The organism is Nocardia sp. NPDC050630 (assembly GCF_044457245.1).
In the GTDB taxonomy this organism is placed as follows: domain Bacteria; phylum Actinomycetota; class Actinomycetes; order Mycobacteriales; family Mycobacteriaceae; genus Nocardia.
The window spans coordinates 1-24945 of sequence record NZ_JBITGN010000042.1; the positions used below are offsets into that span (position 1 = coordinate 1).

Consider the following 24945-nt stretch of genomic DNA (forward strand, 5'->3'; position numbering starts at 1 on the left):
CCCCTTGGTCTCGCGTCCGAGCCGTCGAGACTCGCGCCTGCGGCGCATGCGCTTCGACGACTCGGACGCGAGACGGGCCGCGAACGGGTCGCTCGTAAGACTCGCTCCGTGGTGGTCGGTGATGGCGGGGCGTTCGGCACCTGATGCGCGCGCATGTGGGAAGGACGAGACTCGCACCTGCAGGCGCACGCACTTCTACGACTCGGACGCAAGACGCGCGAACGGGTCGCTCGTAAGACTGACTCCGTTGAGGTTGTGATGGCGCGACGTTCGGCACCTCGTGAACGGGTACTCAATAGTCGAGTTCAGCGGCTGTGGCACATGCGCTTCGACGACTCGGATGCGAGGCAGGCCACGAACGGTCGCTCGTAAAACCCGCTCCGTGGTTTCACTGCGGCGGTAACTTCGCGGACCGATGCGCGGTTAAAGATTGCCGCGGGCTGCCTGTTCGCGTTCGATCGCCTGGAACAGGGCCTTGAAGTTGCCCTTGCCGAAGCCGAGTGAGCCGTGGCGTTCGATGAGTTCGAAGAAGACGGTTGGGCGATCGGTGAGTGGTTTGGTGAAGATCTGCAGCAGGTAGCCGTCTTCGTCGCGGTCGACCAGGATGCCGCGGCGCTGAAGTTCGCGCACCGGGACGCGGACATGGCCGATGCGGGCGCGCAGTTCGGGATCGGAGTAGTAGGTGTCGGGCGTTTCGAGGAATTCGACACCCTCGCGGCGCAATACGTCGACACATTCGATGATGTCGCTGGTGGCGAGCGCGATGTGCTGGACCCCAGGGCCGCGATAGAACTCCAAATATTCATCGATCTGGGAACGCTTCTTACCGACCGCTGGTTCGTTGAGCGGGAACTTCACCCGGTGGTTGCCATTGGCCACCACCTTGCTCATCAGCGCCGAGTATTCGGTGGCGATATCGTCGCCGACGAATTCGGCCATATTCGTGAATCCCATGACGCGGCGGTAGAACTCGACCCACTCGTCCATCATGCCGAGCTCGACATTGCCGACGACATGGTCGATGGCCTGGAACAGCCTGGTCGGAGTACCTGCGCGCGGCTGATACGCGGAACGGCGGGCGACATATCCGGGCAGATACGGCCCGTAGTACTCGGAGCGATCGATCAGCGTATGCCTGGTCTCACCGTAGGTGGCCAGAGCGGCCGAGCGGACGGTGCCGAATTCGTCTGTGTCGTCATGCGGTTCGACAAGGACTCGCGCGCCGTGTGTGCGCGCCCATTCGATGCAGCGGTCCACATCCGGAACCTCGAGCGCGATATCGACAATGCCGTCGCCGTGTCGATCGTGGTGTGCGACCAGTGGGCTGTCCGGGGCGACCGCGCCGGTGACGACGAATCTGGCCGCACCGCTGCGCAACACATACGCCTTGTGATCACGGTTGCCGGTCTCCGGGCCCGAGTAGGCCTCGAGCCGCATGCCGAAGGCGGATTCCAAAAAGTGCGCGGTCTGGGTCGCGTTGCCGACCACCCAGACCAGTGCATCCCACCCGATGACCGGGAACGGATCGATGCTGTCGTCGTGATCGACCAGCCCGATCAGCCGGCGCAACTCACCGTCGGAGGGCACCGGACCACTGCGTCGCTGGGCATTCGGCAGATGCTCGATGGTCATGATCCAAGGAAATCGCCACCCCCTGGGATAGGCAACATCACCGATTTCGGTTAGACACTATGGCGAAATCGGCTAGCAAGTCACCCCCTATGCTGGACAATTTGAATAGCATTGCACGTGACTCGCATCACGCCGGGTCACGCCCCGAACGGAGGCCGTCATGTCGCGCACGCCCGCGAAGCTGGATGAACTCGATCTCGCCATCCTCACCGCGATGCACGAGTATCAGAAGGCGGGCATTCTCGAACTATCCCGGCGCACCCGGGTCGCCAGGGCCACCGTCCAGTCGCGTATCGGGCGGATGGAGGAGTCGGGCGTCATCTCCTCCTATGATCCGCAAATCGATGTCACCGCAGCGGGATTCGATGTGCAGGCGTTCGTCACCTTGGAGATCGCTCAGGGGGCGCTGGATACGGTGGCGGCCGAGCTCGATGCGATTCCCGGTGTGCTGGAGGCATATGCGACCACCGGCTCCGGCGATGTGCTGTGCCGAATCGGGGCGGATTCACATGCCGGACTGCAGGCGGCATTGTTGAGCATCGACCGGACGAGTTCGGTGGTGCGCTCGCACAGTGTGATCGTGCTGTCGACAGTGATCGCGCACCGGACGCTGCCGCTATTGCGGACGCTCACACCCACCGGAACGACGAAAGCACCCGCCTACCGGGACAACCCGCAGCCCTGAACCCATCTAGAGCAACTGGTAACCCCACCTCGTCGGCCATTGCCCGCGGTGCCAGTCGGATGTCGCCGTACGCGATAAGTTCAGGGACGCAGATCCGCTCCCACATCGAGGATTTCGACACTCGGCCGCTTATCGGCCTCCATGAATGCGACGAGTGCGTTGGCCTCAGCATCCACCGCCGCGTATTCCATGGCCGACCACTTCCGGGTCGGGGTGATGCGCAGGCGGGCGACACCTTTCTCGGGGAAGATCTTGTAGAAGCCCGCGAGGAAGCCATCGACCAGGACCGGAGATACCGCGGCGGCGAAGGCGCGCAAGGGTGGGGCCACGCCGTCGGGGACGATTCTGGTTCGGTCCTGGTGCGAAAGGATCGCATTGTCGTACCAGCCGAGCAGGCGCACCGGGGCGGGCAGGTCGGGATCGGCGAGTTCGCTGTCGGCGATGTCGTAGAGGGTGCGGCCGCGTTCATCGGTGTAGGTGCGCAGCCGGTCACCGAGCTGTTCGACGGCGGCCTTCATGCCGGTCAGCTTGGACCAGGTCTGCATATCCATAGTGCTGGCAGGTCCGAAGGCGCGCAGATAGCGAAAGACCAACTCCGCCAACGGATATCCCGGTTCGAGCGGTGCACCGAGCCAGGGTTCGACGCGGGACCAGACCGGCCTGCTGTTGTCCTTCCACCTGCCCCGCGGCGGAGTCTGCAACACGGGCAGTTGGTACAGCCAGGTCTGCAGCACCGCACCGGCATCGCGATTCGGGTAGATCGCCGCGGCCTTGGCGCGCAAGTCCGCCGCCGACATCGGCTCGTCACCGAGCGCGGCCTCACCATGCTTGCGCACCTCGTCCGGATCCAAACCGACCATCGCGCCGTAGTTGAAACCCTTTCGGAAGGGCACCTTTTCGAGCTCGGGCTGGATATGCGGTGCGATGCGCACCGCATCCGGCGGCGTGACCATGTGAATCGTGCCGCGCATCAAGGTGATTCGCACCAACGAGCGATCCTCCAGCGCCGCCGAAACCGTCGCGGGATCGAAATCCGCTATGCGGCTCCACAATCCGACGAACGGCGGCGCCGAATCCTGAGCCTGCAACCCGACCAGGTGCTCACACATCTCGAACACACTCAACGCCGACCGCTCCAGCAAATGCTGCCGTACCAGCAACGTCCGATTCAACACCCGATCAGACAGCATCCGCTCCATAATCAGATCACCGTACCGGCGCGCGTGATTTGTCGCGCCGCGCATCGAATAGTCGCGGAATTCGTGCGCGGCGTACTGATTCGTGCGCGCCGACCACGGTCAGCGCAAGGTGACGACGACCTTGCCGGCGGCGGTGCGATTGTCGAGGGATGCCACGGCCTCGGCGGCGCGGTCAAGCGGATAGAGCACCGGTTCGGGGGGTGCGATCTTGCCGGTGGCCAGCAGGGGCTCGACCTCTTCCCACTGCTCGGTCAGATATCCCGGATGGGTCATCACCCATTCGCCCCAGGCCGCCCCGATCACCTCGACGTTCTTGAGCAGCAACCGGTTCACCTTGACCGTCGGGATCTCACCAGCGGTGAAACCGACCACCAGCAGACGACCCGCCGGTGCGAGGCTGCGGATGCTGTCGGTGAACCGGTCGCCGCCGACCGGATCGAGCACGATATCCACACCGCGGCCACCGGTCAGTTCCTTGACGGCCGCGAGCCAGCCGTCGGTCAGCACCACATCGGTGGCGCCGTTGGCGCGCGCCACCGACGCCTTCTCCTCGGTGCTCACCACCGCGATGACCCGCCCCGCCCCCAGCGCCACCGCCATCCGCAGCGTCGAGGTGCCGATGCCACCCGCGGCGCCGTGCACCAGCACGGTCTCCCCCGCGGCCAGCCTGCCGCGGTTGCGCAGGCAGAAGTGCACGGTCAGATCGTTGAACAGGATCCCCGCCCCGGCCTGCAGAGATACGTTGTCCGGCAAACGGAAGACCATCTGCGTAGGCACCACGGCAACCTCGGCAAGGGCATTGCCGAGCAGCGTCAGCGCGACCACCCGATCCCCCGCCGCGACATGCGCCCCCTCCGGCGCCTCCCGCACGATCCCCGCCACCTCCCCACCGACGACGAACGGCAGCTCCGGCTTCATCTGGTACAGCCCCCGTGTCATCAGCACATCGGGAAATGCCACCCCCGCCGCGTGCACGTCGATGACTACACCCCCCGGAAATGCCACAGGCTCGGGAATCTCGACGACCTCGACCGCCTCCGGCCCCTCCAGCTTGCTGACCTGGGCTGCACGCATATGCCGACCTCTCTGTCCACTCGGCGACACCCACAACATCACCGATGTCCGACCAACCTAACCACCCCCGTTCGGTCCCCTGTCCACACCACCCGTTTTTGCTATGCTGACCGCGACCTGAGGTGGGGACGAAGGGGGAGTTTTTCGTGGTGGAGAAGATGGACGCGGGGACCCTGCGGGTCGACCCGGGCGCGCTGCAGGCATTCGCGGACAACCTGCGCACCGAGGCGGGCGAAATCGGCAAGCTGAATGCCGGTGAAGGCTTCCAGGTCGCGGCTGCGGCATTGCCCGGTACCGACTTCGGATCCGTCATACCGGAAGTCACCGACACGGTGAATCGCTGCATGCAGCGCATCGGCGAGCGGCTGACCACGATTGCCGACAACACGAAGAACGCGGCCGGTCAGTACGAGTTGGCCGAGGACGAGTTCGCGAACAAGCTGAAGACGATCGGGCTGCAGCTGCCATGACACTCACTATCGACAACGTGAGCAACTGGCATCCGGAAAAGCTCGGTGACGCGGGCGAGCAGGCCAAGAAGGTCGCCGACGGTCTCGACGGCGTTGTCGGCAAAGGTGTCACCGATACCAAGGGGCTCGAGGACACCAAGGCTTGGTCCGGCGCCACAGGCCACGCGGCGAACACTCGGATGGAGACCGAGAAGTCCCGAGCTGGCAAGGTGAGCACTGAATTGAACGCGCTCCAAACCGCGTTCAACGAACAGGTACACCTCCTGCAGAGCGCAAAAGACACTGTGCTGCGCCTGCGCAACGACGCCATAAACCAGAATCCGCCCTTCGAGGTTTCCGCCGATGGCACCGTCAGTGCGGGACCACGCATCGCGGAAATCCGCCGGGCCGAGGGGGAAGGCAGGGGTGGCGCGGAATCCGCGATCGTGTCCGAAGAACTCGAAGCCGCGCGTCGACAGTGGGAACTCGTCCTCGCATTGCAAGCTGCGGAGACGGCAGCCAACACAGCCCGCGACGGGATCCGCAGTGCCGTCGGGAAATTGCAGGCGGCCTTCAACGAGCTCGGCGACCCGAATCTCGGTGTGTCACAGACGCAGAACACCAGCACGACGCCGACCGCCACCACCTCGACCACAAGCAAGCCCAGCTATGTGACGAACAGCCACCACGGCAGCGGCTCCGGGATGTCCTCCGGCAGTGCATATTCCGGAGCCACCGGTGGTACGCATAATGCCACTGGGCCGATGCCGACCGGCGATGTCGCGGAATGGATCAAGAAGGCCAAGGCCAAATTGATCGAAATGGGATACAGTCCCGATCAAATCGATGAGCGGGCCCTGGCCATGATCATCGAGCATGAGTCCGGTGGCAACCCCTTGATCGTCAACGATTGGGACAGCAATGCCGCGGCCGGCCACCCATCAAAGGGACTGATGCAGACGATCGACAGCACCTTCAGCGCATATAAGGCGCCCGGCCACGACAATATCTACGACCCGGTCGATAACATCATCGCCGGAACTCGCTACGCCATCGACCGTTATGGGTCCCTGTCCAATGTTCCGGGCGTGGCCGCCGTAAACAGCGGCGGGGCCTACCAGGGTTACTAACCGAATCAAGGCGCCCCTCAGTACTTGCTGGGGATAGTACCGGCGCCGGGGTCGGGGCGTCCCGCGTGAAGGGGGTTCAGGCGAAGCTCTGGTCGCGTTCGGCGAGAGCGGTGCGGAGTTTGGCGATGGCGGTGGGGCCGACCCCGTGGAGGGCGGCGAGATCGCGTTCGGTCCAGGTGGTCAGGTCGGCCAGTCGGTGGATTCCGGCGGCGGCCAGGGCGCGCTCGGCCGGTTTGCCGAGTTTCGCGGGGAGGTCGGTGTCGGGCATCGCCTCATACTGCCCTCCGGGACCGACAGATGTGAGTAGGGGCGGCTCGACGCGAGTGTGTGACGTACGCCCCGTAAAGTCGTCTCAGAACAGCAGCGTAAGAAGAACGCGGCACACCGTGCAGCGCGAGGAGCACCAGTGTCACTCGATCAGCCACTCGCCCCGCTTCCCCAGGAGGGCATGGGGTTTGCGTCGGCGTGGCCCATCCGGGCGGGCGATGTAGATCCGTACAACCGCTTGCGGTTCGACGCCGTCGCACGTTATCTGCAGGACATCGCCTGGGAGCAACTGCAACAGACGAACCTGCATACGACCGATCCGAGTTGGATCGTGCGTCGTACGGTCATCGACGTGATCCGGCCGATCCTGTGGCCCGACCAGGTGCGGCTGCTGCGGTGGTGTTCGAGCATGTCCACCCGCTGGACGAATATGCGAGTGCGCATCACCAGCGCGAACGGCGGATTGATCGAGACCGAGGGTTTCTGGATCAATATCAGCGAGTCCAACAATATGCCCGCCAGGATCAGCGACGAGGGCTTGTCCTATCTGGCGCAGACCACCAACGAGCACCGGCTGCGCTGGCGGCCCTATCTCACCGACGCCACCCCGCCGGAATCGGATACCGATATGCCGTTCCCGGTGCGGGCCACCGATATCGACCAGTACAACCACGTCAACAATGCTTGTTACTGGCAGGCAGTGGAACAGTTCCTGGTCGAATACCCCAAGCTGGTCGCCGGACCGCATCGCGCGGTGATCGAGTACGTCGCGCCGGTGCTGGCACGTCAACACGTCAGTGTGCGCAGCCGCTATGAACCGGGCGACCGCTCCGGGCGACCGGTATTGCGGTTGTGGTTCGTGGTCGGCGGCACCACCACGACCGTCGTGCGCATCATGCCCCTGTAAGAAGAAGAACCGGCTCCGTTCACTGGGAACGGAGCCGGTCGTTTGTTCAACCGCGCGCGGCCTTCAGCAGATCCTCACGGGTCGTGAACTTGACCCGCGGCCGGCCCGACGCCTTACCCGCGGACTTCTCCGCCGTATCGATCGCCTTCCAGCCCTCACGGTCGACCAGATCGGCCTGCCGCTGTGCGAGCAGTGCCTTCAGCGCGGCCCTATCGGCCTGTGGCACACCGAGTTTGCCCGTGGTGAAGTCGGCGAGGAGCTGCTCGACGGTCTCCTCGGAGTCGATGCGGTTGGAGCCGATGACACCGCGCGGACCGCGCTTGATCCAGCCGCTCACATACACACCGGGCACCGGAACACCGTCCTCGCCGATGACACGGCCGTGCTCATTCGGGACGACCGCGCGGCGCTCGTCGAAGGGGAGATCCTTGATCGCTTCGCCCTTGTAGCCGATGGAGCGCAAAACCAGTCCGGTCTCCAGGGTTTCGCTGCGATCGGTCGTACGCGCCAGCAATTGGCCGTTCTCGCTGACCAATTCGTTGTGCGCGAACTCCACCGACTCGACGTGATCGGCACCATGCAGTGCCGTCGGCGAGACCAGGTAACGGAAGACAATCCGCTTATTGGCCGGGTCACGACGCCCTGACGCGTACTCCTTGGCGAGGGTGTACTTCAGCTCCAGCGACGGCTCGACCCCCGGATCGTCCAGCAGCGCCTGGCTGCCCGGATCGAGCGCCAGGTCGGCCTCTTCGACGATGACATCGACGCCCTTCAGATGCGTCAGTGCCAGGAACTCCGGCGAGGTGTAGGCCGCCTGCAGCGGACCGCGCCGACCGAGCACGACGACCTCGCGGATATTGCTGCCGCGCAGCGCATCCAGGGCGTGGTCGGCGATATCGGTCTTGGCGAGCTCGTCCGGGTCCACCGTCAACACGCGCGCGACATCGAGGGCGACATTGCCGTTGCCGACGATTACCGCGCGCTCACCGGACAGGTCGAACTTGCGATCCGCATAGTCCGGATGGCCGTTGTACCAGGCGACGAATTCGGTCGCCGAATGGCTGCCGGGCAGATCCTCGCCCGGCACACCGAGTCGCCGGTCCGAGGACGCGCCCACCGCGTAGATGACCGCGTGGTGATGGGCGAGCAGCTCCTCATGGGTGATGTGCGAGCCGACCTCCACATTGAGGTAGTACTGCAGCGTCTCGCGCCGGAAGGCGGACTCGAACAGCCCGGAGACCGTCTTGGTGCCCGGGTGGTCAGGCGCGACGCCAGCGCGCACCAGCCCCCACGGCGTGGGCAGCCGATCGAACATCTCGACCTCGACATCGCAGCGGCGCAGCAGTTCATCGGCCGCGTAACAGGCCGCCGGTCCCGCACCGACGATCGCGACGCGCAGCGTGCCGAGTTCCTTGGGCGGGCGCGCGGGCGTGACGATCGGATCGAAGTTCGATTCGAGTGGATGCCGTTGGAAGTAGGCGGCGTTGATGTCACGGAACCTGGCCAGCGACGCGGTCAGATCATCCTCGGAGAAGATGGCCTCCACCGGGCACGCGTCGACGCAGGCACCGCAGTCGATACAGGTGTCGGGGTCGATGTAGAGCATCTCGGTCGTCGCGAATTCGGGCTGGTCCGGAGTGGGACGGATGCAATCGACCGGGCACTCAGTGACGCAGCTGGCGTCGTTGCAACAACGCTGCGTGATTACGTAGGCCATATTGTGCTGATCCTCGAAAATGTACCTGGGCTATAGCCACCCAAGGGGGTCGGGAGTGGTCGGGAGCGTCATCGTCACGGTGCCGGCGGAGGGTGCCCCGTAAGGCGCCGTGATTGTGATGCCGCTTTCAGTTTGCCTCGAGTGTGTTAGAGGCCTCTCCTCCGGAGGGCTTACGGTATCTCCATGGTGCGGACTCTGATCCTCATGCGGCACGGTAAGTCGTCCTATCCCGACGGTATCTCCGATCACGAGCGCCCGCTCGCTCCGCGTGGTCGGCGCGAGGCCGGACTTGCCGGTCAGTGGTTACGCCAGACCCAGCCGCCGATCGATGCGGTACGCTGCTCGACCGCCATCCGCACCCGGGAGACGCTGGCCGCCACCGGCCTGACCGCACCGGTGGTCTACGAGGCGGGCATCTACCAGGCGTCGCCGCGCACGCTGATCGAATTGGTCCAGCTCAGCGATGACGATGTCACGACGCTGCTGGTCATCGGGCATGCGCCCGGAATGCCATGGACGGCATGGGAATTGGCGAGCAATCGCGATTCCGATCCGGCGATCGAGCTCAGCCGGAAATTCCCCACGTCGGCGCTCGCGGTACTCGAATTCGACCGGCCGTGGGCGCAGGTGGACGAGGGCACCGGCAATCTGGTGCGCTTCCACATTCCGCGCTGAGCGCGGGTGCGATCAGTTCAGTAGTTTGCCGCCGACGACCACGACGACGCCGAGGACGACGAGCAGCACGAACGCGGCGAATCCGCCGAGCAACCACCACACGACGCCGAGCGCCAGCACGAACGGCGCCACCGCAATGGCGGTGATCACGGGGCTTTCCTTGACCGTGGCCCAGGCCGAGCGGGCCCTGATCCGGTCGATGTCCTTACCTGGCATGTCACCAGAGTAGGTGCGAAAACCCGTTCTCGCCGTCGAGCCGATGGGATGCTCAGCGAATGGATTGGAAAATCGAACTGGTCGCGATTCCGGTGACCGATGTGGACCGCGCCAAGGACTTCTACACCAAGATCGGCTTCAATGCCGACCACGACCACCGCGTCAACGAGAGCCTGCGCTTCGTCCAGCTCACCCCACCCGGCTCCGGCTGCTCCATCTGTATCGGCGAAGGAATCACCGAAGCCGCACCGGGCAGCGTCGAAGGCATGCAGATGGTCGTCCCGAGCGCCGAGGCCGCCTATCAACAGCTGGTAGCCGCGGGTGTGGAGGCGTCACCGGTAAAGGATATGGGCTGGGGCCTGTTCACCTTCTTCACCGACCCTGACGGCAACAAGTGGGCCGTACAGGAGTTGCCCAAGCGCGACTGAGGATCTCAGCCCAACTGATCGAGCCGGATCGTGAGTGGACACGGTGACGTGGTCTCCCGCGCAAGATGCTGGCTCGGCGGCAAGGACAACCGATGTTCGGCAGAATGAGGACTTGCTTGGAGTGCGCTCCAGGTCATTACCGTCGGTTTTGTTCATCGAGAAGGGCGAGTGCAGTGGGTGGAGCCGTAGGTCAGGTTGTCGGTAATCAGCAAGTCGTCGATCCGGATCGGGAGAAGCCGCAGTATTCGATCGGCGAGGCGGCGGATCGGTCGGGACTGAGTCGCGACACGCTGCGCTGGTACGAGCGGATCGGGCTGATGAATTACATCGGGCGCGATCACGCCGGGAAGCGGCGGTTCAGCAATCGCGATCTGGAGTGGCTGGCGCTGATCGGCAGGTTGCGCACCACCGGGATGTCGGTGGCGGACATGGTCCGCTATGCCGAATTGGTGCGGGAGGGCGAATCCACCGTGCCCGAGCGGCTGCAGATGTTCCGCAATACCCGCGCGGAGGTGCTCGCCAAGATCGACGAACTCCATCAGACCCTATCGGTGCTCGATTACAAGATCGACCTGTACGAGGGCAAAACCGCCGCCGTCAAGCCGGCCGCACTCACGAAACCATGCGAAGAGATGTCTTTCACCCCTGTCGGCCGGGAATGACCGGTCACCCGAATCAGGAGTCATCGGTGTCCACTCTGACGCTCAATGTCCGGTTCGCCGCCAAGCCCGGTCACGAGACAGAACTGCGCGAGACGCTCGAGGATTTGGTCGCGCCGACACTTGCCGAGGCGGGCTGGATCGCCTACGAGCTGTATCTGCACCCGAGCGATCCGAGTCGGGTCGTGCTGCTCGAGGAGTGGGTGGACGAGGCGGCACTCGCGACGCATTTCGAAACCCCGCATCTGAAGGAAGCGGCGGCAATATTGAACGAGATCCTGATCGAGCCGTTCCACCTTCGGCGGTTCCATGAGGTCACCTGATCTCAGGAGCCCAGCGCAGCACGGCATCCGGACCGCAGTCCGGGTCCGTGCTGCTCTACTATCCGGACCATGGAGTCATCCGGCAGACGCGTGTTCATCGATAAGCAGACACCCGAAGCGTTTCGAGCGCTGAACACCGTGGCAAGCGCGGTCCGCGCCGCCGGTGCCGAAGCCGGACTCGACCGCAGGCTCATCGAACTGATCAACCTGCGCGTCTCGCAGATCAACGGCTGCGCCTACTGCCTGGACGTGCACCATCGCGCCGCCATCGCGGCCGGTGCCACCGAACGCGAACTCGCCGTACTGTCCGCGTGGCGGCGCACCGAGTTGTACGCGCCGCGGGAGCGGGCCGCACTGGCACTTGCCGAACTCACCACCACGCTGCCGGACGAGGCCACGATGGATCGTGAGTACGCTCGTGCGCGGGAGCATTTATCGGATGAGCAGGTCTCGGCGATCCTCTGGGTCGCCACCACGATCGGCGCGTTCAACCGCGTATCGATCCTGAGTAAGCACCCGGTACGCCCGACGAAGGAGAAGTCGACCATGACCGAATCGACGCCCGAGAGCAAGGTCGTTCGCAACGACGAGAAGCAGCGCTACGAGGTTTTCTACGGCGGCGAACTGGCTGGATTCGCCGAGTACGAGGAGCGCGACGACGAAACGGTGTTCATCCACACCGAGATCGATGGCGCGTTTTCCGGTAAGGGCCTCGGCACCGTGCTGGCCAAGAACGCGGTGGAGGATGCGGTCGCCCGTGACCGGGTGATCCGACCGCTGTGCCCGTTCATCAAGGCCTACCTGGAGAAGCATCCGCAGTACGACGAGCATGTGGTCGGCAAAGGCATCACCCGATGAGCGAGCCAACCATCAGCACAGCGACAAGGTCGGTCATGCCGGAACCGAGCGCCAGCGAGGGGCAGGCATGAGTGACCTGGATCCGCATCCGGAGGAAGCGGTCTGCGAGACGACCCCTGCTTGCGGTCCGGTCGCGGAGATCTATCCGGCGCGCGAGGTTCCACTCGGCGGTGTGCGCGGCGTTTACGTGGAACGCGTACTGCCGCAACGTGATCTGCCGACCGTCGGCGCCTGGTGCTTCCTCGATCACTTCGGCTCGCCCACGGTCACCAAGACGGGTGCGTCACCGGATATCGATCCGCATCCGCATATCGGATTGCAGACGGTGACTTGGCCGTTCGACGGCCGTATCCGCCACCGCGATTCGGTCGGCTCCGATGTGGAGATCGAGCCGGGACAGCTGAATCTGATGACCTCCGGACGCGGCATCGCGCATTCCGAATACGGCGTCGCGGGGGCGCAAGCCGGGCACGGCCTACAACTGTGGATCGCGTTGCCCGGCAATAGCCTCGGGATTGATCCACACTTCGAACAGCATCGTGACCTGCCGGTCTACGAGGCTCCCGGAATGCGAGCCATCGTGCTGATCGGCACGTTCGCCGGACTCACCTCGCCCGCCAAGGCGTACACGCCGATCGTCGGCGCGGATGTGCGGATCGAACCGGGCGTCGACACCACCATTGCCCTGGATCCCCATTTCGAGCACGCGCTCATGGTGGTCGAGGGCAATGTCACCGTCGATGGCACCGAAATCGCCGCGGGCCCATTGCTCTACCTGGGCGCCGGCCGCGACGAGTTGCCGCTGACCAGCACCGAGGGTGCGCATTTCGCGCTCATCGGCGGTGAGCCGTTCGGCGAGGAACTGGTGATGTGGTGGAACTTCGTCGGCCGCAGCCATGAGGACATCGTCGAGGCGCGAAACGATTGGGAAAAGCACGTTGTCGAGCGTTTCGCCGATATCGCGGGTCACACACCGCAACAGCGCATTCCGGCACCGCCGCTGCCCGGTCTGCATCTGAAGCCGCGCAAGCGTCGCGTCGGTTCGGCCAGGACCTGAATACCAAGCAACACAATACAATCGGGACTCCCCTGGGATTGCAGCGGAAACCCTTCAACATTCGGTCACGGAACGGTATCTTCGTCCGGAACGAACCGGACATTCCACGCCGGTGGTCGGATGAAAGAGCAGGATGAGGATCTCCAGAATCACCGCGACGGCACTGCTTGCGCTCGCGGCCACCACGATCGGCACCAGCGTCGTACACGCCGAACCCGCAGCGCCCGCGCCTGATTCGACCGCCGACGCACCACTCGATTTGCAGGGTTTCTTCCAGCACATCGGCTACCACGTCGCGGCGACGCAGAACCGGCACGCCGTGGTGACGACCATTTCCGAGGGCCGCTGGGATCTGGTCCGCGACAATAAGGTCATCTCGCTGACCGATCCCAACGGACAGGTGGTCGCCGCGCTGCCGACCGCAGTGAAGATCGCCGGGCATCGGATAGATCTGGTGCCGGCCATCGATGAGGCGGGCACCCGGCTCTCACTCACACCGATCAGCACGACCGATGACCCGGTGCGAGAGGTGAGCACCGAGGAGCGCTTCTTCGATCAGGTCGAGAAGTCCATGCCGCAGGTACTGACCGGGGCCGCGATCGGCGCCGCGATCGGATTCGTCCTCGGTTTCCCGCTCGGCCTTTTCGTCTTCGACTTCGTCACCGTCCCGGTCATGACCGTGGTCGGCGGGACCATCGGCGCGTTCGCCGGTCTGTCCGCCGGTGGTGGTGAACCGGCCGTTCAGGCGGCGATGGATTACTTCGATCTCAATCCCTGAGCGAGCCGATATCGTCGTGCGGTAGCAGGCGCTGTGTCCCGATGACGCGCAAGAGATCCAGCTTCTGCGCGGCATCGGTGCCCGGACGCGGCATATAGACCAGCAGACGCTGTGCCGCGTTAGGTGTGAGCATGGTTTCGCAGACCGTATCGATCGCGCCGACCTCCGGATGCAGGATTCGCTTGATATCCGAAGTCCGCACCGCCACTTCGTGTTCGTGCCACAGCTGTTCGAATTCCATACTCGCGGCACGCAGTCGGCTCACGTATTCGGTGACGTCGGCATCGCCTGATCGGCGCGCCGCGGTGGCGCGCAGATCCGCGACGTGGTTGCGCCCCAACCGCTCCCAGTCGTCCTCTGGGAAGATCGAACGCGACTGCGGATCGGTGAACCAACGCCAGGCATAGAACCGGTCCCAGCCGCGCCGATTCGCATGGTCGCCGACGAGCAGGGTGTGCATCCGGTTCTGTACCAGCACCTCGCCGAGGTCGGTGATAACCGTGGCCGCGGTGTCATCCAGTTTCGCGAGCACATGCATGATCCCGGGACCGACGTGTTTGTCGGCGGACTCACCGCCGGGCGGCGCATGCTCGCACAGGTGGTACAGGTGGTCGCGCTCGTCATTGCTGAAGCGCAGTGCCCGCGCCAACGACGCCAGCACCTGGGTTGATGGGCGCGGGCCGCGGGACTGCTCGAGGCGGGTGTAGTAGTCGGTGGACATGCCCGCCAGCATGGCCACCTCGTCACGACGCAGTCCCGGTGTGCGCCGGCGCACCCCCGGAGGCAGCCCGACATCCGCTGGCGTCAACTGTTCGCGACGCCTACGCAGAAAATCGGCCAGTTCGGATCGGTCCATAGCACCACTTTCCCGCAATCCGCGCAGATCAGCCAGGGATCGCCGATCCCCCGATAAGCGATCTCTGCCGCCACGCGTTGACGGGGTCCAAGCTGATCCCATGACGACATCGAAGCTCAGCAGCAAGCTCGGCAATACCGGCCCGGCGGTCAGTCGCATCGGACTCGGCGCCATGGGCATGTCCGGCATGTACGGCACCGCCGACGACGCCGAATCGATTGCCACCATCCACGCCGCACTGGACTCCGGCGCCAACCTCATCGACACCGGCGATTTCTATGGCGCTGGTCATAACGAGATGCTGATCGGCAAGGCCATCGCCGAGCGCCGCCGCGAGGACATGGTGCTCAGCGTGAAGTTCGGCGCACTGCGCGGACCGGGCGGCACCTGGGGCGGCACCGACAATCGACCCGTCGCGTTGCGCAACTTCCTCACCTACAGCCTGCAGCGCCTCGGCGTGGATTACATCGATATCTACCGCCCCGCGCGCTTGGACCCGAATGTACCGATCGAGGAGACGATCGGCGCCATGGCCGAACTTGTCGAAGCGGGTTATATCCGCCACATCGGCCTGTCCGAGGTCGGCGTCGAAACCATCCGTCGGGCCGCTGCGGTGCACCCGATCGCGGATCTGCAGATCGAATACTCGCTGATCTCCCGGAGTATCGAGGCCGAAATCCTGCCCACGGTAAGGGAACTCGGCATCGGTATCACCGCCTACGGCGTGCTCTCACGTGGTCTGCTCAGCGATTCGGTTCGTCCGGGTGCAACCTTCGCGCCGACCGACTTCCGCGCGCACAGCCCGCGCTTCCAGGGTGAAAATCTGGATCAGAACCTGAAATTGGTCGATGCGCTCGCGAAAATCGCTGCGGAGAAGGATGTTTCGGTCGCGCAACTGGCCATTGCCTGGGTACTGAGCCGGGGCGCGGATATCGTGCCGATCCTCGGTGCGCGCACTCGCCAGCGCTGGACGGAATCGCTTGGGGCCGTGGATATACAGCTCAGCGACGACGAACTGGCAACCATCGCGGCCGCAGTGCCGGCCGATCAGATCGCGGGCGAGCGTTATGCGGCCGCGCAGATGGCGCTGCTCGACAGCGAGCGCTGACGTGGTTTACGGGAGGGCGCGCATTCGGGTCGCCCTCCCGACCCCGGGCAATCGGTCACTTCCGACGTGGCCGAATGACCGCCGTGAATGCCGATGCGGCAACAGGCTTTCCAGTGCTATCAGTGATTTCCACCGGCACCTCGAGTTCGACATCGACCCGCGCCGCGATATCGGCACGCACTTGTTCCAGGGTTTCGGCGGTCAACTCGGAGGTCGCGAGGAATGGACCCGCCTCCCCCTTGGCCCGCGCGAGGTATTCGATCCGGCCGTCACGGGCGACGATGAATGTCTCACCCATGAGATCGACAATGTCCGAGATCGACGCACCCATCGCCGCGGTCTCGGCCAGGCCGAACAGCACCGCCGCATGCAGATCACCATTGTGGTTGAGATGTTCGGGCTTCGGCGCGATCGTCACGACATTGCGGCCTGAGCCGAACTCCACTCCTTCGATGCCGGTGAACTGGATAAATCCCAGCTTCTGAAATCCGGCCATCACCAGATCGCCCATAGCCGCGTCATCCATCGCATCTCCCACTGAACTGAAACGTGTTCTAATTTCATACCCCGGCGGGACGGCGGTTGTCCACCATGGATCAGTAGGAAGACGATCGGGTGAGCGTGACGGCCAGGTAGCCGATTGCGAGTACTACGCACACCACATTCGCGACCATGGCCCCGATCGCCCAGCCTCGCGCCTTCCTCGACGCGTCCGTCGCACCCGCGACGTCGCCCGCGATCCACTTCGAGTGCACTTGCGCGCCGAAGATGATCGCGACCAGCCCCAGTGCCGTCCCCACCAGACAGGTCAGCGTGCCGATAGTCGTCGCGACGAGCGCGAACCCCAGATGCGCCGGTGGCTCGAACTGCGGTTGCGCTGGAGGATAGCCATAGCCGGGCTGTTGTCCGTACGTCATGGGTGTAGTCCCGTCTCGAAGTCGGCGGCCAGGCCCGCATTTCGGGCTGTTCCAGCCTACGAACCTTTCGCGCACTGGTGCAGACGGCGGGTAATCGCGCGATCGGCTCGGCTTGGGCACAATTGACAACGGTGGCATATCTATCGCGATTGGATATTGCATGACGGCGTTGACCCGGAGAGTTGAGGGAAAGCCGATGTGTCTGCGGCCGATCGGACGGTAGGGCCGATGTACGACCCGACCGCCGATATCGATCGGATCATCGCGCAGCAGGTGGGTTGGTCCACGGTCGACGACCATCTGCTGTACACCTGCGGTGTCATCGACTTCCTGCTGCACGACCGACTTGCCGAACTACCGCCCCGGGCGACTATGGTCCGAACCGAACCCGCCGAAATTCCGCTGGCAGAGGGACCGGCCGTCTGGTTTCAGTGGCGCGCGGTCGGCGACGGTACCTGGAATCGCAACAGCGTGACCGCAGTCGGATCGTTATCCTTTGTGGCCGCCGCCCATCTCGGCAATGCTATGGCGAACCGCTCGCGCCGCCGCCAGGCCGAAGCCGGACTGCGCCCGCGCTGGGTGGCCGAACGCCCTGGAACAGTGATGGTTTCGGACCGGCGGATGTACTGCTACAACGCCGATCATTCGTTCTCGGTGCACTGGGCCGGTCTGGAAATGGTGGATATGCCCGGTCCCGACCGAATGGTCTGCCGCTATCCGGACCGAAACGGCAATCCGCATCTCCTGCAGGTCCAAAGCCCATGGGCCGTACTGATTTTCGCACTTGCGGCCCACACCCAGTTCCCCAGCCACCCCCTCTTGCAGTCAGGTAACTGGCTACCGGCTGGCTTCGAGGAGAAATGCCACATCGCAGGCAAAACCTGCCCCCGAGTGCGTCATCGGGATCGCTAGAAATCTGCCGGCTGACCGCCGGTCATCATCTACGGGTGGAACGACAATCGCCCCGCTCCTGTTGGAGCGGGGCGATTGCCTATTACCGACTACCGGTAGTCGCTGAAACCGTAATCGTCGAGCGGAACCGCGGCACCGGTGGTGGCGCCGAAGCTGTCCGGCGAGTAGTAGGTGTCGTCGTAGGACGGCACCGCGTACGCCGCGGCACGAGCCTCTTCGGTCGGCTGGACCTGGATGTTGCGGTAACGGTTGATACCGGTACCGGCCGGGATCAGCTTGCCGATGATCACGTTTTCCTTCAGACCGATGAGCTTGTCCGAGCGGCAGTTGATGGCCGCGTCGGTCAGGACTCGGGTGGTCTCCTGGAAGGATGCCGCCGACAGCCACGAATCCGTCGCCAGCGACGCCTTCGTGATACCCATCAGCACCGGGCGACCGGCCGCGGGCTCATTGCCCTCGGCAACGACGCGACGGTTGGAGGCCTCGAACTCGGAACGCTCGGTGAGCGAACCGGGCAGGAACTCCGTGGCACCGGAATCGATGATCGTCACGCGACGCAGCATCTGGCGCACGATGACCTCGATGTGCTTGTCGTGGATCGACACACCCTGCGAGCGGTAGACCTCCTGGACCTCGTGGACCAAGTGGATCTGCACCTGACGGGGGCCCATCACGCGCAGCACCTCATGCGGATCCGCCGCGCCTTCCAGCAGCTGCTGGCCGACCTCGACGTGGTCACCGTCGGAGAGCAGACGCTCGCTGCCGTCGTCGTGCTTGAACACACGCAGACGCTGACGCTTCGAGAGCTTGTCGTAGACAACCTCTTCACCACCGTCATCCGGGATGATGGTGATCTTGTAGAAGCGATCGTCGTCCTCGAGCCGCACCCGACCCGAGACCTCCGCGATCGGCGCCTTGCCCTTCGGCACACGAGCCTCGAAGAGCTCCTGCACGCGGGGCAGACCGCCGGTGATGTCGTCACCCGCGACACCACCCTGGTGGAAGGTACGCATGGTCAGCTGGGTACCGGGCTCACCGATGGACTGTGCGGCGACGATACCGACGGCCTCACCGATGTCGACCAGCTTGCCGGTCGCCATGGAGCGGCCGTAGCAGGTCGCGCACACGCCGGTGCCGGTGGTGCAGGTCAGCACGGAGCGGACCTTCACCTCGGTGACACCGGCGTCGAGCAGCGCCTCGATGGCCGGATCGCCGAGGTCGGCGCCCTTCGCCACGACAACGTTGCCCTTGGCGTCCACCGCATCCGAGGCGAGCGTCCGGGCGTACGCGGAGGTTTCCACGTGCGCGTCCCGGATGAGCGAGCCGTCGGGCTGCTTCTCGGCGATCGGCACCACGATGCCGCGCTCGGTGGCGCAGTCGTGCTCGCGCACGATGACGTCCTGCGAGACGTCCACCAGACGACGGGTCAGGTAACCCGAGTCAGCGGTACGAAGCGCGGTGTCGGCCAGACCCTTACGGGCACCGTGGGTGTTGATGAAGTACTCCAGCACCGTCAGGCCCTCACGGAAGGAGGACTTGATCGGCCGCGGGATGAACTCACCCTTCGGGTTGGTAACCAGACCCTTCATACCGGCGAGGGTACGAGTCTGGGTGAAGTTACCGGTCGCGCCCGAGTCGACGATCGTGATGATCGGGTTGTCGGCCGGGTAGTGCGAACGCAGCGCCTTACCGACCTCTTCGGTCGCTTCCTGCCAGATCTTGACCAGGGCGTTGTTGCGCTCCTGGTGATCGAGAGCACCACGCTGGTACTTCTTCTCGATCTGATCGGACTGCGCCTCGTAGCGCTCCATGATCTCGGTCTTCTCCGGCGGAACGAGCACGTCCGACATCGAGACCGTCACACCGGAACGGGTGGCCCAGTAGAAGCCCGCGTCCTTCAGCTTGTCGACGGTCTGCGCGACCACGATCATCGGGTAGCGCTCGGCCAGATCGTTGATGATCGTGGCCTGACGCTTCTTCGGCATCTGCTCGTTGATGAACGCGTAGTCCGCCGGGAGCAGCTCGTTGAACAGCACGCGACCGAGGGTGGTCTCGGCGATCCACGCGTCGCCGCGCTTCCAGCCGTCCGGGAACAGCTCGGTCTCGACCGCCTTCGGCGGCCGCTGGTCGGTGAGCCGCACCTTGATCAGCGAACGCACGGTGAGCTCACCGCGGTCCACCGCCATCTGCGCCTCGGCAGGCGAGGAGTACACGCCCTGCTCCGGGCCGTCCTTGGTGGCGGCCTGGTACTCGCCCTTCGCGCCCTCTTCCAGGCGAGTCAGGTAGTACAGACCGGTCACCATGTCCAGACGCGGCATGGCGAGCGGGCGACCCGAAGCCGGCGACAGGATGTTGTTCGAGGACAGCATCAAGATGCGGGCCTCGGCCTGGGCCTCCGCGGACAGCGGCAGGTGCACGGCCATCTGGTCACCGTCGAAGTCGGCGTTGAACGCCTCACAGACCAGCGGGTGCAGCTGGATGGCCTTACCTTCCACCAGCTGCGGCTCGAAGGCCTGGATGCCGAGGCGGTGCAGGGTGGGCGCACGGTTCAGCAGCACCGGGTGTTCGGCGATGACCTCTTCGAGGACATCCCACACCTGGGGCCGCTGCCGCTCGACCATCCGCTTGGCGGACTTGATGTTCTGCGCGTGGTTGAGGTCGACCAGACGCTTCATCACGAACGGCTTGAACAGCTCCAGCGCCATCAGCTTGGGCAGACCGCACTGGTGCAGCTTCAGCTGCGGACCGACCACGATGACCGAACGGCCCGAGTAGTCGACGCGCTTACCGAGCAGGTTCTGACGGAAACGACCCTGCTTACCCTTGAGCAGATCGCTCAGCGACTTCAGCGGGCGGTTACCCGGTCCGGTGACCGGGCGGCCGCGTCGGCCGTTGTCGAACAGCGCGTCCACCGACTCCTGCAGCATCCGCTTCTCGTTGTTGACGATGATCTCGGGCGCGCCCAGATCGATCAGTCGCTTGAGGCGGTTGTTGCGGTTGATCACGCGGCGGTACAGATCGTTCAGGTCGGAGGTGGCGAAGCGGCCACCGTCGAGCTGAACCATCGGCCGCAGCTCCGGCGGGATCACCGGAACGGCGTCGAGCACCATGCCCATGGGCGAGTTGCCGTTGGCCTGGAAGGCCGCGACGACCTTGAGCCGCTTGAGCGCGCGCAGCTTCTTCTGGCCCTTACCGCTGCGGATGGTCTCGCGCAGCGATTCGGCCTCGGCGTCGATGTCGAAGTTCTCCATCAGCTTCTGGATGGACTCCGCACCCATGGCGCCGGTGAAGTACTCGCCGTAGCGGTCGATCAGCTCGCGGTAGAGCACCTCATCGACGATGAGCTGCTTGACCGACAGCTTGGTGAAGGTGTTCCAGATCTCGTCGAGCCGGTCCAGCTCGCGCTGGGCGCGGTCGCGCAGCTGACGCATTTCGCGCTCGCCGCCATCCTTGACCTTGCGGCGCACATCGGACTTGGCACCCTCGGCCTCGAGCTCGGCCAGATCGGCCTCGAGCTTCTGGGCGCGGGCCTCGAGATCGGCGTCGCGCTGATCGGCGACAGCCTTCTTCTCGACCTCCATCTCGGCCTCGAGCGTAGAGAGCTCGTTGTGCCGCAGCTCCTCGTCGACGCCGACGATGACGTAGGCGGCGAAGTAGATGATCTTTTCCAGATCCTTCGGCGCCAGGTCGAGCAGGTACCCGAGGCGCGAAGGCACGCCCTTGAAGTACCAGATGTGGGTAACCGGAGCAGCCAGCTCGATGTGGCCCATCCGCTCACGGCGCACCTTGGCACGCGTCACCTCGACGCCACAGCGCTCACAGATGATGCCCTTGAACCGGACACGCTTGTACTTACCGCAGTAGCACTCCCAGTCCCGGGTGGGACCGAAGATCTTCTCGCAGAACAGGCCGTCCTTCTCCGGCTTGAGCGTGCGGTAGTTGATGGTCTCCGGCTTTTTCACCTCGCCGTAGGACCACTGGCGGATGTCTTCGGCGGTGGCCAGACCGATCCGGAGTTCATCGAAGAAGTTGACGTCTAGCACGTAACTTCCTTTCCCCTATTCGGGTCGAATTCGAGCAAAAAGTTCACTAGTTGGTCGAGCGCGGAGGCCGGATGTCGTCGGCGTGCACGACATCCGGCCCTACCGCCTAGTTCGCCAGATCGTCGACGGTCGCGGCTTCGTTCCTGGACAGGTTGATGCCCAGGTTCGCGGCCGCGCGCTCCAGATCCTCATCATCGCCGTCGCGCATCTCGATCGCCGCGCCGTCGGAAGACAGCACCTCGACGTTGAGGCACAGCGACTGGAGCTCCTTGAGGAGCACCTTGAACGACTCCGGAATGCCCGGCTCCGGAATGTTCTCGCCCTTGACGATCGCCTCGTACACCTTCACGCGACCAACCACGTCGTCGGACTTGATGGTGAGCAGTTCCTGCAGCGTGTAGGCGGCGCCGTAGGCCTGCATGGCCCAGCACTCCATCTCACCGAAGCGCTGACCACCGAACTGCGCCTTACCACCGAGCGGCTGCTGGGTGATCATCGAGTACGGACCGGTCGAACGGGCGTGGATCTTGTCGTCGACCAGGTGGTGCAGCTTCAGGATGTACATGTAGCCGACGGCCACCGGGTACGGGAAGGGCTCACCGGAACGTCCGTCGAACAGCGTCGACTTGCCGTTGTCGTCGACCATGCGCTCACCGTCACGGTTCGGCAGGGTCGAGGCGAGCAGACCGGTCAGCTCCTCTTCACGAGCACCGTCGAACACCGGGGTGGCGATGTTGGACTCGGCCGGAGCCGCCAGCATCTCTTCCGGCAGTGCCTTGGCCCAGTCCGGACGGGAGCCGTCCGCACCCGCGCCGACGTCCCAGCCCGCCTTGCCGATCCACCCGAGGTGGGTCTCCAAGATCTGGCCGATGTTCATACGACGCGGCACACCGTGGGTGTTCAGGATGATGTCCACCGGGGTGCCGTCGGGCATGAACGGCATGTCCTCGGTCGGGAGGATCTTGCCGATGACACCCTTGTTGCCGTGGCGGCCGGCCAGCTTGTCGCCGTCCTGGATCTTGCGCTTCTGCGCCACGTACACCCGGACCAGCTCGTTGACGCCCGGAGGCAGATCATCGTCGTCCTCGCGCGAGAACACGCGGATGCCGATGACCTTGCCGGACTCACCGTGCGGCACCTTCAGCGAGGTGTCGCGCACTTCGCGCGCCTTCTCACCGAAGATCGCCCGCAGCAACCGCTCTTCCGGGGTCAGCTCGGTCTCACCCTTCGGGGTGACCTTGCCGACCAGGATGTCGCCGTCACGAACCTCGGCGCCGATGCGCACGATGCCGCGCTCGTCCAGGTCCGCGAGGACCTCGTCGGAGACGTTCGGGATGTCCCGGGTGATCTCCTCGGCACCGAGCTTGGTGTCGCGGGCGTCGATTTCATGCTCTTCGATGTGGATCGAGGTGAGCACGTCCTCTTCCACGAGGCGTTGCGACAGGATGATCGCGTCCTCGTAGTTGTGGCCCTCCCACGGCATGATCGCCACGAGCAGGTTCTTGCCGAGCGCCATCTCACCGTTCTCGGTGCACGGACCATCAGCGAGTACCTGGCCGGACTCGACGCGCTGACCCTCGTCGACGATCGGCCGCTGGTTCGCACAGGTGCCCTGGTTCGAGCGGGCGAACTTACGCATCCGGTAGCTCTTGCGGGTGCCGTCATCGGCCATCACAGTGACGTAATCGGCCGAAACCTCTTCGACCACACCGGACTTCTCGTTCACCACGACGTCACCGGCGTCGACCGCGGCGCGCAGCTCCATACCGGTACCCACGATCGGGGCTTCGGAACGGATCAGCGGCACGGCCTGGCGCTGCATGTTCGCGCCCATGAGGGCACGGTTGGCGTCGTCGTGCTCGAGGAACGGAATCATCGCGGTCGCGACCGACACCATCTGGCGCGGCGAGACATCCATGTAGTCGACCTCGGAGGCGGGGACGAGTTCGTTCTCGTCATTGCCCCGGCGGCAGAGCACGCGCTCCTCGATGAAGCGGCCGTCGGCGTCGACCGGCGAATTGGCCTGCGCACGGACGTGACGGTCCTCTTCGTCGGCGGTGAGGTACTTGACCTCATCGGTGACCACGCCGTCGACCACCTTGCGGTACGGCGTCTCGATGAAGCCGAACGGGTTGACCCGCGCGTACACCGACAGCGAACCGATCAGGCCGATGTTCGGGCCTTCCGGGGTCTCGATCGGGCACATGCGGCCGTAGTGCGAGGTGTGCACGTCGCGGACTTCCAGACCGGCGCGCTCACGAGACAGACCACCCGGGCCGAGCGCCGAGAGGCGACGCTTGTGGGTCAGACCCGACAGCGGGTTGTTCTGGTCCATGAACTGCGACAGCTGCGAGGTTCCGAAGAACTCCTTGATCGCCGCAACCACGGGACGGATGTTGATCAGGGTCTGCGGCGTGATGGCCTCGACGTCCTGGGTGGTCATCCGCTCGCGGACCACGCGCTCCATGCGGGAAAGGCCAACCCGGATCTGGTTCTGGATCAGCTCACCAACGGTGCGCAGGCGACGGTTGCCGAAGTGGTCGATGTCGTCGACCTCGACCGGCACCTCTTCGCCGCCCGGCGCGGTCATCGCCCGATCACCGGAGTGCAGACGCACCAGGTACTCGATCGTGGTGACGATGTCTTCCTTGGTGAGCACCGATGCGGTGATCGGCTCGCCGAGGTGGATGCCGAGCTTCTTGTTGATCTTGTAGCGACCGACGCGCGCCAGGTCGTAGCGCTTCTCCTTGAAGAACAGGTTCTCCAGCAGGGTCTGCGCGGACTCCTTGGTCGGCGGCTCACCCGGACGCAGCTTGCGGTAGATGTCCAGCAGCGCCTCGTCCTGACCGGCGGTGTTGTCCTTCTCCAGGGTCGACATCATGATCTCGGAGAAGCCGAAGCGCTCGACGATCTCCTCGGTGGTCCAACCCAGTGCCTTCAGCAGCACGGTGACCGGCTGACGGCGCTTGCGGTCGATGCGCACACCGACGGTGTCGCGCTTGTCGACATCGAACTCCAGCCACGCACCACGCGACGGAATGACCCGCACACTGTG

24 protein-coding genes and 1 pseudogene are annotated in these 24945 nt (G+C 64.6%); 14 read left to right on the forward strand and 11 right to left on the reverse strand.

The features are described from left to right. Nucleotides 1-423 precede the first annotated feature (423 nt). Nucleotides 424-1632 (reverse strand): 4-hydroxyphenylpyruvate dioxygenase, encoded by a 1209-nt coding sequence (gene hppD, locus ACIBG0_RS41160; RefSeq protein WP_397040872.1) that lies wholly within the window; start codon nucleotides 1630-1632, stop codon nucleotides 424-426. A gap of 160 nt (nucleotides 1633-1792) precedes the next feature. On the opposite strand from hppD, the gene ACIBG0_RS41165 reads away from it, so the two are divergent. After that, entirely contained in the window at nucleotides 1793-2317 is a 525-nt protein-coding gene (locus tag ACIBG0_RS41165; protein WP_397040874.1) for an Lrp/AsnC family transcriptional regulator, read from the forward strand. 80 nt (nucleotides 2318-2397) lie between these two features. Here the strand turns inward: ACIBG0_RS41165 and ACIBG0_RS41170 are convergent, their stop codons facing one another. Both ACIBG0_RS41170 and ACIBG0_RS41175 read right to left on the reverse strand, forming a co-directional pair. After that, on the reverse strand, nucleotides 2398-3507 hold the full coding sequence (locus ACIBG0_RS41170) for a winged helix DNA-binding domain-containing protein (protein ID WP_397040875.1): 1110 nt from the start codon (nucleotides 3505-3507) through the stop codon (nucleotides 2398-2400). A 108-nt stretch (nucleotides 3508-3615) separates the two neighbouring features. Further along, a complete protein-coding gene (locus ACIBG0_RS41175; protein ID WP_397040877.1) occupies nucleotides 3616-4590 on the reverse strand; it encodes an NADPH:quinone oxidoreductase family protein in 975 nt (324 codons plus the stop codon). 146 nt (nucleotides 4591-4736) lie between these two features. On the opposite strand from ACIBG0_RS41175, the gene ACIBG0_RS41180 reads away from it, so the two are divergent. After that, the gene (locus ACIBG0_RS41180) at nucleotides 4737-5060 is read left to right on the forward strand and encodes a type VII secretion target (RefSeq protein WP_397040879.1); all 324 of its coding nucleotides are present in this window, start codon (nucleotides 4737-4739) and stop codon (nucleotides 5058-5060) included. Then, nucleotides 5057-6169: a transglycosylase SLT domain-containing protein gene (locus tag ACIBG0_RS41185; protein WP_397040881.1), complete on the forward strand. Its 1113-nt coding sequence runs from the start codon at nucleotides 5057-5059 to the stop codon at nucleotides 6167-6169. Before ACIBG0_RS41180 ends, ACIBG0_RS41185 begins: the two co-directional genes overlap by 4 nt. A gap of 76 nt (nucleotides 6170-6245) precedes the next feature. On the opposite strand, the gene ACIBG0_RS41190 is transcribed toward ACIBG0_RS41185, so the two are convergent. Then, a complete protein-coding gene (locus tag ACIBG0_RS41190; RefSeq protein WP_397040883.1) occupies nucleotides 6246-6437 on the reverse strand; it encodes a DNA-binding protein in 192 nt (63 codons plus the stop codon). 138 nt (nucleotides 6438-6575) lie between these two features. On the opposite strand from ACIBG0_RS41190, the gene ACIBG0_RS41195 reads away from it, so the two are divergent. Further along, nucleotides 6576-7343, forward strand: a complete 768-nt coding sequence (locus ACIBG0_RS41195) for an acyl-[acyl-carrier-protein] thioesterase (protein WP_397040885.1) — start codon at nucleotides 6576-6578, stop codon at nucleotides 7341-7343. Nucleotides 7344-7389: 46 nt separating this feature from the next. On the opposite strand, the gene ACIBG0_RS41200 is transcribed toward ACIBG0_RS41195, so the two are convergent. Then, nucleotides 7390-9060 (reverse strand): FAD-dependent oxidoreductase, encoded by a 1671-nt coding sequence (locus tag ACIBG0_RS41200; RefSeq protein WP_397040887.1) that lies wholly within the window; start codon nucleotides 9058-9060, stop codon nucleotides 7390-7392. A 183-nt stretch (nucleotides 9061-9243) separates the two neighbouring features. On the opposite strand from ACIBG0_RS41200, the gene ACIBG0_RS41205 reads away from it, so the two are divergent. Continuing rightward, entirely contained in the window at nucleotides 9244-9735 is a 492-nt protein-coding gene (locus ACIBG0_RS41205; RefSeq protein ID WP_397040889.1) for a SixA phosphatase family protein, read from the forward strand. A 12-nt stretch (nucleotides 9736-9747) separates the two neighbouring features. On the opposite strand, the gene ACIBG0_RS41210 is transcribed toward ACIBG0_RS41205, so the two are convergent. Next, on the reverse strand, nucleotides 9748-9951 hold the full coding sequence (locus ACIBG0_RS41210; protein WP_397040891.1) for a hypothetical protein: 204 nt from the start codon (nucleotides 9949-9951) through the stop codon (nucleotides 9748-9750). Between the two features lie 59 nt (nucleotides 9952-10010). Between ACIBG0_RS41210 and ACIBG0_RS41215 the strand changes: the two genes are divergently transcribed. The 7 genes and pseudogenes from ACIBG0_RS41215 (at nucleotide 10011) to ACIBG0_RS41245 (ending at nucleotide 14054) form a co-directional block, all read left to right on the forward strand. Then, entirely contained in the window at nucleotides 10011-10379 is a 369-nt protein-coding gene (locus ACIBG0_RS41215) for a VOC family protein (protein ID WP_397040893.1), read from the forward strand. A gap of 173 nt (nucleotides 10380-10552) precedes the next feature. Beyond that, on the forward strand, nucleotides 10553-11041 hold the full coding sequence (locus tag ACIBG0_RS41220) for a MerR family transcriptional regulator (protein ID WP_397040895.1): 489 nt from the start codon (nucleotides 10553-10555) through the stop codon (nucleotides 11039-11041). 26 nt (nucleotides 11042-11067) lie between these two features. Next, nucleotides 11068-11361, forward strand: a complete 294-nt coding sequence (locus tag ACIBG0_RS41225) for a putative quinol monooxygenase (protein ID WP_397040898.1) — start codon at nucleotides 11068-11070, stop codon at nucleotides 11359-11361. 69 nt (nucleotides 11362-11430) lie between these two features. Then, nucleotides 11431-11889, forward strand: a pseudogene (locus ACIBG0_RS41230) (carboxymuconolactone decarboxylase family protein); the annotation flags it as partial. Between the two features lie 18 nt (nucleotides 11890-11907). Further along, entirely contained in the window at nucleotides 11908-12219 is a 312-nt protein-coding gene (locus ACIBG0_RS41235; protein ID WP_364358203.1) for a GNAT family N-acetyltransferase, read from the forward strand. A gap of 67 nt (nucleotides 12220-12286) precedes the next feature. Further along, complete coding sequence (locus ACIBG0_RS41240; RefSeq protein ID WP_397040900.1) at nucleotides 12287-13276, forward strand: pirin family protein; 990 nt, start codon at nucleotides 12287-12289, stop codon at nucleotides 13274-13276. Between the two features lie 133 nt (nucleotides 13277-13409). After that, nucleotides 13410-14054, forward strand: coding sequence for a hypothetical protein (locus ACIBG0_RS41245; protein WP_397040903.1), 645 nt, complete (start codon nucleotides 13410-13412; stop codon nucleotides 14052-14054). On the opposite strand, the gene ACIBG0_RS41250 is transcribed toward ACIBG0_RS41245, so the two are convergent. Beyond that, entirely contained in the window at nucleotides 14044-14910 is an 867-nt protein-coding gene (locus ACIBG0_RS41250; protein ID WP_397040906.1) for a helix-turn-helix transcriptional regulator, read from the reverse strand. The two genes, ACIBG0_RS41245 and ACIBG0_RS41250, sit on opposite strands and share 11 nt — an antisense overlap. A 100-nt stretch (nucleotides 14911-15010) precedes the next feature. Between ACIBG0_RS41250 and ACIBG0_RS41255 the strand changes: the two genes are divergently transcribed. Further along, complete coding sequence (locus ACIBG0_RS41255) at nucleotides 15011-16018, forward strand: aldo/keto reductase (protein ID WP_397040908.1); 1008 nt, start codon at nucleotides 15011-15013, stop codon at nucleotides 16016-16018. A gap of 55 nt (nucleotides 16019-16073) precedes the next feature. On the opposite strand, the gene ACIBG0_RS41260 is transcribed toward ACIBG0_RS41255, so the two are convergent. Both ACIBG0_RS41260 and ACIBG0_RS41265 read right to left on the reverse strand, forming a co-directional pair. Further along, the gene (locus ACIBG0_RS41260; RefSeq protein ID WP_397040911.1) at nucleotides 16074-16544 is read right to left on the reverse strand and encodes a PaaI family thioesterase; all 471 of its coding nucleotides are present in this window, start codon (nucleotides 16542-16544) and stop codon (nucleotides 16074-16076) included. A 70-nt stretch (nucleotides 16545-16614) separates the two neighbouring features. Beyond that, nucleotides 16615-16935, reverse strand: a complete 321-nt coding sequence (locus ACIBG0_RS41265; RefSeq protein WP_397040913.1) for a CD225/dispanin family protein — start codon at nucleotides 16933-16935, stop codon at nucleotides 16615-16617. A gap of 228 nt (nucleotides 16936-17163) precedes the next feature. Here ACIBG0_RS41265 and ACIBG0_RS41270 point away from each other — a divergent pair, with 228 nt between their 5' ends. Beyond that, entirely contained in the window at nucleotides 17164-17847 is a 684-nt protein-coding gene (locus ACIBG0_RS41270; RefSeq protein ID WP_397040915.1) for a hypothetical protein, read from the forward strand. 89 nt (nucleotides 17848-17936) lie between these two features. Here ACIBG0_RS41270 and ACIBG0_RS41275 read toward each other — a convergent pair whose 3' ends face one another. Both ACIBG0_RS41275 and ACIBG0_RS41280 read right to left on the reverse strand, forming a co-directional pair. Beyond that, nucleotides 17937-21890, reverse strand: coding sequence for a DNA-directed RNA polymerase subunit beta' (locus tag ACIBG0_RS41275; protein ID WP_397040917.1), 3954 nt, complete (start codon nucleotides 21888-21890; stop codon nucleotides 17937-17939). A 106-nt stretch (nucleotides 21891-21996) separates the two neighbouring features. Next, nucleotides 21997-24945: DNA-directed RNA polymerase subunit beta (locus ACIBG0_RS41280; RefSeq protein ID WP_397040919.1), on the reverse strand; the 2949-nt coding region annotated here is incomplete at its 5' end.